Source organism: Ideonella sp. P3_A4, assembly GCF_056403075.1.
Genome location: NZ_JBFUGE010000208.1, coordinates 1 through 10,423 on the forward strand (window position 1 = coordinate 1; position 10,423 = coordinate 10,423).

Sequence of the window (10,423 nt, forward strand, 5' to 3'; positions counted from 1 at the left end):
CGGGCAGATACCACCCGGTATCTGCCCGGCTCGTCGTCTCGCGATCATCCCCATCTCAGCCCGTCCAATGCGACGTATTTCTGGGACAGGGCACTAACGGCATAACGCCGCGCTGAGCCGAGCAGGCTCACCCGGCAGACGCCTCGCGGCGCAGGGCCAGCTGTGTCCAGATGCCACCCAGCAGATCGGCCACGCCGAACATCACCAGCATCGGCGGTGCCAGGCCCAGCACCGCGAAGGCGATGAAGGCCGCCATCACCAGGCAGCGTGTGTAGACCGAGGCCTGGAAGAAGGCCCGCGCCTCGCACTTGGCGGCGTAGATGTAGTAGATGCCGATGTTGAACACCAGGATGCCGACCACCCGCAGCCAGACCTCGGTGGTCAGCGGCATGCCGAACAGCGACAGCATCAGGTTAGGCGCGGCGGTGAGGCCGGCGCCCAGCACCAGCAGGTAGATGCCGAAGGCCTTCAGCGTGAAAGCGGGCTTGGACATGGGTCTCCTCCTGGTGCGCCACGGCGCGTGGTGTTCCACCCGATGCGGGTGGTGAGTTCCTCAGTCGGCGGTGATGCCCAGCAGCTTACGCGCCCGGTCGCGAATCTCGGTCCGGCGTTCGATCGGGATCGCGATGTAGTTGGTCGTGCGGCGCGGGTAGGTGTGGCTGTCGACGAAGCCTTCGAGGCTCAGGCCCTCGTCGTTGTGGGCCACGCGGTTGGGCACATGCAGCGTGTAGCGCTGGTCGGCGAAGAACTGCCACATCGCCGGCTTGGTGTAGCCCAGGGCGTCGCCAGGGCCGCTTTCGAACATGATCACCGGCCGGCTGGCGGCCAGCAGCTGCGGGCTGCCGCGCAGCACGCCCAGCTCGGCGCCCTCGACGTCGATCTTGATCACATCGATGCCGTCGGCCTTGACCAGGTTGTCCAGCCGGCGGATCGGCACCCGCACTTCCTGGATGCCGTCGTCCTTGCCAGCGCCGGCTGGCTGGCCGAGTGAGCTGTAGCCGGACTGGCGGGTGTTGATGAAGAACGACACCTCGCCCTCCTGGTCGCCCACCGCGCAGGCGTGCACCGGCACTTTCGGGAACTTGCGGCGCAGGCGTTCGACCTTTTCAGGGATGGCCTCGACCGCGACGATCTGGATCGACGGGTCGCGCTGCGCCACCGCGGTGATGATCGAGCCGATGTGGGCGCCGACGTCGATGAAGGTCTTGCCCGGCTGGCACAGCTGGGTCACCAGCAGCGTGGCCAGCTGGTCGTTGGCAATCGTGCCCACACTCTCGGGTGATCGCAGGGCCGCCCGAACCAGCTCGAGCTGGTCGCGCCCTGACATCAGCATCCGCCCGAGGGCGCTGCCCAGCACCCATTGTTTTGCGCTTTGCTCCAGCATCTTGATCCGTGTGTCGTGGTTCTTTGGCGGGCAAACAGGCCCGCGCAGGCGCGCAGCATACCGGGATGCGGGCGTGCCCGATCGGGTAGTGGCCCAGAAGCTGCGCAAAGCGGCGCTCGACTGGCTGTTCTAGGGACTCGGCGGAGGCCGCCCTGCCGACAAGACCGGCTCAGGGCAGGTATTTTTTCGCCAGCCGCCCCATYTGGCCCGACGCTTCGAGTTCGCCCAGGCCGTCGTTGATGATTTTCAGCAGTTCCTCGGCATGGGTGGCACGCCGGGAAATCATCATGTAGAACTCGGTCGGGGCCATGCCCGGCACCGGCTCGTGGCCCAGGCTCATGTCGGCGAGAAAGGGCTGGCCAATGGCCGTGAAGCCGGCCATCACCTCGTATTTTTCGAGGAACAGATCGCAGCGCCCGGCATGGGTCTTGGCGACCAGCGCGGCGAAGTCGTAAGCCCCTTGGTCGATGCTGCCAGGGGGCAAGCCATACGTCTCGTAGTTGTAGCCGAACACGCCACAGACCTTGTAGTTGTGCAGGTCCGAAAGATGATCAATCCGCAAGCCCGACGGATGGACCTTCTTGGAATAGAAATAGTAGTTGGTGGTGCGGTAATACGGGCGCGACAAGTAATAGGCCTTGGCCCGGGTTTCGTTATACGAAGCATTGAGCGCCAGCTGGTACTCGGTGCCGTCCATCACTTCCTTCTGGCAACGTGCCCAGGGCAGCAGCTCAATGCGGGCGTCGATACCGGCCTTCTGAAAGATGACAGTCACGACATCGACCGATAAACCGGTCAGCTCCTTGGTCGCCTGGCCGTCACTTCGCTTGTAGAAGGTGTAGGGCGGCCATTCGGCAGCATCGTCGCAGATGTGGACGGTCGCGCCGTTGAGCGTGCCGGCCCGCAGCGCCGGCGACGCGAGCAACGCCAGAGCGAGCGCTGCAACGGCGCGGCGTGTGAAAACCACGCCCAGTGGCCCCCAACGCACGCAAAGACATCGGCTGCGATTCACGGCGGTGCATCCCTCTGCCTCGTCCAGTGAAGTGTGCGCCAAGTGAAGGCGGGTTGCCAGACGGAAACAGGGGACTGCAAGCGCCTGGCCCGGGTGCCTGGCACCGGGTCAGGGCGGCTGAACAAATGCTCTCGCTGGGCCAGCCTGCCACGTTCGTTCGAACGCTGCCGCCGCTCAGGCGATCAGCGCGCAGTGCGGCGCCGCTGCTGAAGTGGTCGCCTTGGGGCTTGCCCGGTGCGCGGCGTGGCCGGCGCGCTCCATCGCCCAGCCCTCGGTGGCGCGGTGGCTGGGGTGCCACTGGGCTGCACGAGCGCGCTGGGCGCCCGGCACGCCGCTGGCCAGGCCCTTGGCGACCAGGCGCTGCACCAGGTCGTCGGCCTGTTCGGCGCTCAGCTGGCTCGAAAAACGCTGCCAGCGGCGCAGCACGTCGGGGTTCTGCCAGGCGTCTTCGAGGCGCTCGCGCATTTCTTCGTCGCTGCCGGGACGGCCGCCTTGCCAGGCGCGCGGCAACAGGGTGTGGAAGAACAGGTGGAAGTCGCGCCGCAGGTCGGTGCCAGGCAGCAGCTTGGTCAGCTGGGCGATGCGCACGGCAAAGCCGCTGTGGGTCAATTGCAGCGTGATCAGCGCCTGCAGGCACTGGATCGGGTTCAGCAAGCGCAGGCGGTTGGGCGGCAACACACGCAGCGGCAGTGTGGCGGCCAGCTCGTGCGGCAGCGGGGTCACAAAGGACATCAGCGTGGCCAGGCGCGCCCATTCGGCGCTGCTCAGGCCTTCGGCGGCGCCAGCGCCGTCGGCTTTGCGGGCTTCGGCCAGCACGGCCATCAGGCGGGCTTCGTCCCAGCGCTTGCCGCCCTTGGCCTGCTGGGCGCGGCGGCTCAGCGTGGCCAGGTTGCCGGCGGCGTAGCCGGCGCGGTGATTCAGGCGCTCGACCACCGCTTCGTGGCCTTCGCCGTCGCCCAGATCGGCGCGGGTGACCGGGCAGCGCAGGCTGTCGATCTGGGCCAGGAAGTTCGGCGTGACCTGCACGCCTTCGAAGGCCTGGCCCTGGTGCCAGGCGGCCAGCCGCAGCTGCAGCCACTGGCGCACACCACGGCCTGCGCGCAGCGTGCGGCTGCCGAACGCCGCGCGGCCGGCCTCCCAACCGTGCCGCAGCGGGTGGCCAGGCAGCAGGTGCTCGGCAGGCGGCACGAGGCCGTGGTGGGCGAAATCCCAGCCCAGCTCGAACGCCGGGTCGCGCGCCTCGCCGGGGCCGAACAGATCTTCGGCTTCGGCGGCGGCCAGCGCCTGGGTTGCACGGGCGGTGCGGCCGGTGCGAGCCAGCGCCAGGGTCGGACGCGGCTGCGGCAGGTCGTCGAAGGCGAGGGTGGTTTGGGCGGCCATGGGATGCTCCGTGAAGAACAAGAGGGGGTGTGATGGACAGCGTGTGAAGACAGTGTCTGGCCGCACAGGCTCATGGAATGAGCCAGGCTCATGCTCCAATGAATCTCAACAACAGTTGCACTCAACCCAGCAGGCTCACGCCATGAGCCTGTGCTACCGTCCATCCATGAACCGCACCGAACGCTTCTATCGCATCGAGCTGTTGATCAAGTCGCGCGGCGGCGTCAGCTTCGAAGAGCTGCTTGACGAACTCGAGGTCTCGCGCGCCACCCTCAAGCGCGACCTGCAGTACCTGCGCGACCGGATGGACGCGCCGATCGTCTACGACCGTTTCGACAACGTCTATCGTTTCGACGGCGTGATGCCCGGCGCGGTGTCCACCAAGGCTTCGTCGCACGAACTGCCGGGCGTCTGGTTCAGCGAGGCCGAGATCCACGCATTGCTGACGATGCACCAGCTGATCAAGGGGCTGGACTCGGGCGGCGTGCTCGGCCGCCACCTGCAGCCGCTGCTGGACAAGCTGCACGGCATGCTCGGTGCGAGCGAGAGCGAATCGCGTGAGCTGATGCGGCGCGTGAAGATCGCCTCGCCCGCGCGCCGGCCGGTGCCGACACGCTGGTTCGAAGTGGCCGGCAGCGCGCTGCTGAAGCGCCAACGCATCGACCTGCTGTACTTCACCCGCAAGCGCCAGACCGAAAGCCGGCGCGAGGTCTCGCCGCAGCGGCTGATCCACTACCGCAACACCTGGTACCTCGATGCCTGGTGCCACGCCAGCGACGGCCTGCGTCGTTTCGCGCTCGACGCGGTGCGCGCAGCCAAGGCGCTCGAACATCCGCGCGCGAAAGACGTGGCGATGAAGACAGTCGAGGCCGAGCTGGACGGCGGCTACGGCATCTTCAGCGGCAAGGCCGAGCAATGGGCCACGTTGGCCTTTGATGCCGACGCGGCGCAGTGGGTGGCGCAAGAAGAGTGGCACCCAGAGCAGCGCCTGAGCCTGCAGCCCGACGGCGCACTGCGCATGGAGCTGCCCTATGCCGACGCGACCGAGCTGGCGATGGACATCCAGCGCCATGGCCCGCAAGTGAAGGTGCTGGCGCCGCCGGCCCTGGTGCGCTTGGTCAAGGAGCGGCTCCGTGCCGCCGCGGCGCTCTACACGGCCGATTGACGCCGACGCTGTCAGGTTTTCACTGACACCGCGGCCACGTCAGGTGGCCAGTGCCCAAATCTTCACGCCAGAACCCTGCCCCCTGCGTGGTGACCGGGTTCAGCGGCGCCGTTGCTTCGCCGATAGTTCACCCATGTCTTCCGCTTAGGTTGTCTTCGCCATGCCATGGATTTCCTGATCGCACGCTATGACATCGGGATGGTCGCCCTGTCCATCCTGATCGCCAGCTTCGCCTCCTACGTCGCGCTGGACCTGGCCCAGCGCGTGCGCACCCGCGACCGCGCGGTGGCGCTGGGGTGGTGGACCGGCGGTTCGCTCGTCATGGGCACCGGCATCTGGTCCATGCACTTTGTCGGCATGCTGGCCTTTTCGCTGCCGGTGGCGATCGGCTACACGCATTGGCTGACGCTCGCTTCGTGGGCGGCCGGCGTGGGGGTTTCGGGTGTGGCGCTGGGCGTGGCCGGTCGCGGCCGGTTGACGCTGGCGCGCCTGGTGCTGGGCTCRCTGGCCATGGGCGCCGGCATCTGCGCGATGCACTACGTGGGCATGGCCGCGCTCGAGATGGCGCCGGCCATCGTCTGGGACTGGGCTCTCGTGGGCGCATCGGCGGCGATTGCCGTGGTGGCCTCGGGTGTGGCCTTGTCGATCTTTTTCTGGCTGCGCCGCGTCAGCGAGCGGCGTGGCGCTGTGCTGCAGCTGGCGGCCGCGGTCGTGATGGGGCTGGCGATCAGCGGCATGCACTACACCGCGATGGCGGCAGCGAACTTCCCGGTCGGCTCGGTCTGCCTCAGTGCCGGTGCGCTGGTGGTGGATCGCCTTGGTGGCCTGGTGGTGCTGGCATCGCTGCTGATGCTGGGGATGACCTGGCTCACCTCGATCCTCGACGCGCGCATGCAGGGCAAGGCGGCGCGCCTGGCCGACTCGCTGCAGGTGGCCAACGCGAGCCTGCAGGCCGCCAACGACGAATTGCAGCACCAGGCGTTCCTGGACCCGCTGACCAGGCTGCCGAACCGGGTGCTGTTCGAAGACCGCCTGGCGCACGCCGTGGCCCGTATTGAACGTTCTGCCGAACACGTGGCCGAGCGCAAGCTGGAAAAGCTGGCGGTGCTGTTCATCGACCTGGACGGCTTCAAGCCGGTCAACGACTCGTTCGGCCATGGTGCCGGCGACGAGGTGCTGAAGGAAACCGCGCGCCGCCTGCGCGAGCAGGCCCGCGACAGCGACACCGTCGCGCGTGTCGGGGGCGACGAGTTTCTGCTGCTGATGGAAGACGTGACCAACCTGGCTGACAGCGCGACGATGGCRCAGCGGGTGGTCGATCGGCTGCGGCGTCCCTTCAACGTCGGTGGCCGGCCGGTCGAGATCGCCGCGTCGATCGGCATCGCCATCTACCCCGACCATGGCCAGCGCGACAGGCTCGTGGCCCACGCCGATGCGGCGATGTATTCGGCCAAGCGAGCCGGCGGCAACACCTTTGCGGTGTTCGAAGCGCACATGAACGGCGACGCGCTGGAGCAGCTCAGCCTGCAGACCGATCTGCGGCGCGCCGTCGAGCGCGGCGAGCTGGAGCTGTACTACCAGCCGAAGATCGACGGGCAGGGCGGCCAGATCCACGGCGTCGAGGCGCTGCTGCGTTGGAACCACCCGACACGTGGCCAGCTGAGCCCGGCACTGTTCATTCCGCTCGCCGAGCGTTTCGGCCTGATCAACCACCTGGGCAACTGGGTCATCGAAGAGACCTGCAGCCAGATCCGGGACTGGGGCGGGGTCGGCGTGCGCATGCGGGTGGCGATCAACCTGTCGGTGCACCAGTTGCGCGAGGCTGACCTGGTCGAGCGCATCGAGCAGGCACTGGCCCGCCATGGCGTGGACCCGTCGTGCCTGTTGTGCGAAATCACCGAGTCGGTGGCGATGGAAGACATCCGCGCGACCCAGGCGGCCTTCGAAGGCTTGGCGCGCGTTGGCGTCTTCCTGTCGATCGACGACTTCGGCACCGGCTATTCGAGCCTGAGCTACCTGCGCCAGTTGCCGGCACGCCAGCTGAAGATCGACCGCAGCTTCGTCAAAGACCTGCAGACCAGCGGCGATGCCCGCGCGGTGGTCGATGCGGTGGTGCGCCTGGCGCATGCGCTGGGCCTGCGCGTGGTGGCCGAAGGCGTCGAAACCTCCGATCAGCGCGATGTGCTGGTCAACCTGGGCTGCGACGAGCTGCAGGGCTTTCTGTTCGCCCGCCCAATGCCCGCCAGCGCGCTGTTGGACTGGGTCATGGGCCGCAAGCCCGAAGGTGCGGTGGATTTCGCGCCGTCGATCACAGCGGCGCTTTGAGCTTCCGACCGCAGGTTCAGTCTTTGTTCTTGCGGCTGGCCGCCAGCGCCAGCGCGCCGTCCAGGGCCTCGGCAAGCGCATTCAGATCGACCGGCTTGGTCAGGTAGCGGAAGTAGCCGGCTGCCAGGCCCTTGCCGACCGCATCCGGCATCGCGTTCGCGGTGATCGCGATGACCGGAATGTGCGCGGTGCGCGGGTCGTTCTTCAGCATGGCCTGGGCCGCGCTGCCTGAAAGCACCGGCATGTTGTTGTCCATCAGGATCACATCGGGCTGGTGCAGGCGTGCCATCTCGATGCCGCGCTTGCCGTTGGACGCCGTCAGCAGCCGCACGCCCGGCCGCGCCGCCATCGCGGCCTGGAGCAGTTCGAGACTGGCCGGGTTGTCCTCGACGCACAGCACGGTCGCCTCGGTCTTGTCGTCACTGGTGGGCAGCAGCGGCATCGGCTCGGTCACGACGTCCGAACCCGGTTCTGCCGGCAAGTCGATCCAGAACTGACTGCCTGCCCCGGGGCGACTGGACACACCGAGCTCGCCACCCATCAGCTCGACCAGTCGCTTGGTGACGACCAGGCCGATGCCGGTGCCTTCTTGCGTGCCGGCTTCCTGGCCGAGCCGGTTGAAGGGCTGGAACAGTGCGGCCACCTGCTCGGGCTTCATGCCGATGCCGGTGTCCTGCACCGACAGCCGCATCCGGTCGGGCGCGAGGCGGATGCAGTCGACCACCACCGAACCCGAATCGCGGTTGTACTTGATGGCATTCGACAGCAGGTTCAGCAGCACCTGCTTGAGCCGCGTGCGGTCGGCCTTCACCAGGGCTTCGGCAGTCGTTGGGAACAGCAGCCGGATCTTGCGCCGCTCAGCCAGCGGCTCGGTCATCGACTGGCATTCGGCCAGCACCTCGGCCAGGCGGATCGGCTCGACCGACAGCGTCAGTTTGCCGGCCTCGATCTGGGCCAGGTTCAGGATGTCGTTGATCAGGCTCAGCAGATGGTGGCCGGCCTTGACGATGTGGTCCAGGAAGGTCTTGTAGCGATCGGGCGGCAGGGYGCTCGGGTCCGACATGGCCAGCATCTGGCCGAAGCCGATGATGGCGTTCAGCGGCGTGCGCAGCTCGTGGCTCATGTTGGACAGGAATTCCGATTTGGCGCGGTTGGCCGATTGCGCCGCGTCGGAGGCCAGCGCCAGGTCGGCGTTGCTGCGCTCCAGCGCGGCAGTGCGCTCGTGCACGCGCCGCTCGAGCTCTTCGTTCAGCCGCATCACCTCTTGCTGCGCCTCGCGCCGGTCTTCGACCTCGCGCGCCTTGTCGAGGTTCGACGCCTCGAGCGCGACCGTGCGGCGTTCGATCTCGACCATCATGTTGTTGAACGCGGCGACCAGCCCGCCCAGTTCGTCGTCGCTGCGCTGTTCGACGCGGCGCGAGTAGTCCTGCCGCTCGACGACTTCGCGTGCAGCTTCGCCCACCGCCAGGATGGGTCGCATCACGATCTGTCGCATCCATGCCGACATCAAGGTGGCGACCAGCATCGCGAAGACGGTCACCGCCAGCGCGATGCCGGCGTAGCTGAGCAGGCGGTCGATCAGCTCGTAGTCGGCCTGCAGGTACACGGTACCCAGGATCTGCCCGTGCTCGACGATGCGCCTGAAGGCGACCACGCTGCTGCCGGAGACCGCCACGCCATCGGCGCCCGGTAGCGCAGGGAATTCGGCGCGGGTTCCCTCGGCCACATAACGCGCAAACAGCACACCGCGGGTCGAATAGACGGCGGCGGCCCGAACCTTGGGCTGGAAGCGCAGCACGGCGAGGTTGTCTTGCGCCACGCGGGCGTCGTCGAACGACAGTGCCGGTGCGGTCGTGCGGCCGATCAGTTCGGCCTGGGCGTCGATGTTCTCGAGCCAGCTCTTATGGTAGGCCCGCAGGTCGTAGGCAATCATCGCGCCCAGTGCCACGACCACCGCGACCAGCGTGGTCAGCAGAATCGCGCCCAGCAGCTTGCGACGCAACGAGCCGCCGAAGCTCATGTTCATGACGGACCTCCCGCCACGGTACGGGCCACGCCGAGCAGGCGGGCACTGATCCGCAGCTTGCTGCGCTCAACGGCCGGCAGCGAGATGTCGAATTTCACCTTGTCGTCGACGACGACGAAGTTCACCATGCTCCCGGCCGAGACGCCCAGGTCGGACTCGGTGACTGTCAGCACCGGCCGGTCTTTCAGTGCGGCCAACGTATCGCCCAAGCGCGCCGTGTGCGTTCGGGCGATGAACAACATGTCCACGCCGTCCAATGAGTCGCCGCGTTCGAGTTTGCGCACGATGATCGGCCGGCCGTTCACGGTTTGACCGCGTGCGATGGCTGTCAGTTCCTCGACTACCGCCGATGACGCCAGCACGCCGATGCCGAACGGCGTCTCCGGGCTCGCCGTCGAGGGCCATTCGACATAGTTGCCGAACTTGCACAGGAAAGCGCCCTTGATGCGGTATTCGGCGGCCTGGGCGTCGTTGGCCCAGCTGGGCTGCCCCGCGATGCCGGCCAACAGCAGCGTGACGAGCATGACCCAACGCAGCACATGCCAGGTGGCGGGTGCGGGCACAGGGCGGATCATCGCGGGGCCTTCCATCAGAAGCGCCAGCTCAGCTGGGCATACAGCGCGCGCTGGAACTGCGTCCGCGTCGCGACATTGCCGAATTCGCCATGGCCGTTGCCGGTCAGGTTCTGCCCGGCAAGCGCCAACTCGAGCGTGGCGTTGGGCTGCCAGGCCAGGCGCATGTCGAGTGCGGTGTAGCGAGGCACGGCGGGCAAGGCCAGGGCCGCCACGTGCCGCAGCACGAAGTCCAGCTCGACTTGCCCGCCCAGATCGTGCGAGGAGCGCAACGTCCACCAATGCGAAGGGCTGGCGCCTTCGGTGGCCGCCACGGTGCCCACGTCATTGCTGCCCGGCTTCAGCCTCAGGTCCTGCCACAGGCGGCTGTAGCCGGCGTGCAGGCGCCAATGGGCCAAGGCCTGGAAGCTGCCCCACAGCTCGACACCGCGGGCGCGGCCTTCCATCCCGTTGGCCAGCACGAAGACATTGCTGTTGGGGTCGAACTGCACCGTGCGCAGGCGGTCGTAGTCGGCGTGGTAGACGGTGGCCGAGAGCGAGGTGGTCGGCGTCGGCTGGC

9 protein-coding genes are annotated in these 10,423 nt (G+C 67.5%); 2 read left to right on the top strand and 7 right to left on the bottom strand.

Annotated features, from left to right (window positions below; all coding sequences use genetic code 11):
• Positions 1–127 precede the first annotated feature (127 nt).
• The 4 genes from AC1DYI_RS18155 to AC1DYI_RS18170 form a co-directional block, all read right to left on the bottom strand.
• Positions 128–493 (bottom strand): hypothetical protein, encoded by a 366-nt coding sequence (locus AC1DYI_RS18155; RefSeq protein ID WP_477205532.1) that lies wholly within the window; start codon positions 491–493, stop codon positions 128–130.
• A gap of 60 nt (positions 494–553) precedes the next feature.
• Positions 554–1,384 carry an FkbM family methyltransferase gene (locus AC1DYI_RS18160; protein ID WP_477205533.1) on the bottom strand — a complete coding sequence of 277 codons (831 nt, stop codon included), beginning with the start codon at positions 1,382–1,384 and terminating at the stop codon, positions 554–556.
• A gap of 169 nt (positions 1,385–1,553) precedes the next feature.
• Entirely contained in the window at positions 1,554–2,396 is an 843-nt protein-coding gene (locus tag AC1DYI_RS18165) for a substrate-binding periplasmic protein (RefSeq protein WP_477205534.1), read from the bottom strand.
• A gap of 174 nt (positions 2,397–2,570) precedes the next feature.
• Positions 2,571–3,776: a hypothetical protein gene (locus AC1DYI_RS18170; protein ID WP_477205535.1), complete on the bottom strand. Its 1,206-nt coding sequence runs from the start codon at positions 3,774–3,776 to the stop codon at positions 2,571–2,573.
• Positions 3,777–3,942: 166 nt separating this feature from the next.
• Between AC1DYI_RS18170 and AC1DYI_RS18175 the strand changes: the two genes are divergently transcribed.
• A complete protein-coding gene (locus AC1DYI_RS18175) occupies positions 3,943–4,941 on the top strand; it encodes a helix-turn-helix transcriptional regulator (protein WP_477205536.1) in 999 nt (332 codons plus the stop codon).
• 165 nt (positions 4,942–5,106) lie between these two features.
• Positions 5,107–7,266, top strand: coding sequence for a putative bifunctional diguanylate cyclase/phosphodiesterase (locus AC1DYI_RS18180; RefSeq protein WP_477205537.1), 2,160 nt, complete (start codon positions 5,107–5,109; stop codon positions 7,264–7,266).
• A 16-nt stretch (positions 7,267–7,282) separates the two neighbouring features.
• Here the strand turns inward: AC1DYI_RS18180 and AC1DYI_RS18185 are convergent, their stop codons facing one another.
• The 3 genes from AC1DYI_RS18185 to AC1DYI_RS18195 all read right to left on the bottom strand — a co-directional run.
• Positions 7,283–9,292: a sensor histidine kinase, YfiR-like protein-associated gene (locus AC1DYI_RS18185; RefSeq protein ID WP_477205538.1), complete on the bottom strand. Its 2,010-nt coding sequence runs from the start codon at positions 9,290–9,292 to the stop codon at positions 7,283–7,285.
• On the bottom strand, positions 9,289–9,816 hold the full coding sequence (locus AC1DYI_RS18190) for a TOL_0243 family YfiR-like periplasmic protein (RefSeq protein ID WP_477205539.1): 528 nt from the start codon (positions 9,814–9,816) through the stop codon (positions 9,289–9,291). The genes AC1DYI_RS18185 and AC1DYI_RS18190 overlap by 4 nt, the downstream gene beginning before the upstream one ends.
• A gap of 65 nt (positions 9,817–9,881) precedes the next feature.
• On the bottom strand, positions 9,882–10,423 hold a 542-nt coding region (locus AC1DYI_RS18195), incomplete at its 5' end, for a TonB-dependent receptor domain-containing protein (protein ID WP_477205540.1).

What these genes read in the sequence shown, in the direction of transcription:
- AC1DYI_RS18170 (WP_477205535.1), bottom strand. Translation starts at nt 3,776, where the DNA reads ATGGCCGCCCAAACCACCCTCGCCTTCGACGACCTGCCGCAGCCGCGT.
- AC1DYI_RS18190 (WP_477205539.1), bottom strand. Translation starts at nt 9,816, where the DNA reads ATGCTCGTCACGCTGCTGTTGGCCGGCATCGCGGGGCAGCCCAGCTGG.
- AC1DYI_RS18175 (WP_477205536.1), top strand. Translation starts at nt 3,943, where the DNA reads ATGAACCGCACCGAACGCTTCTATCGCATCGAGCTGTTGATCAAGTCG.
- AC1DYI_RS18155 (WP_477205532.1), bottom strand. Translation starts at nt 493, where the DNA reads ATGTCCAAGCCCGCTTTCACGCTGAAGGCCTTCGGCATCTACCTGCTG.
- AC1DYI_RS18160 (WP_477205533.1), bottom strand. Translation starts at nt 1,384, where the DNA reads ATGCTGGAGCAAAGCGCAAAACAATGGGTGCTGGGCAGCGCCCTCGGG.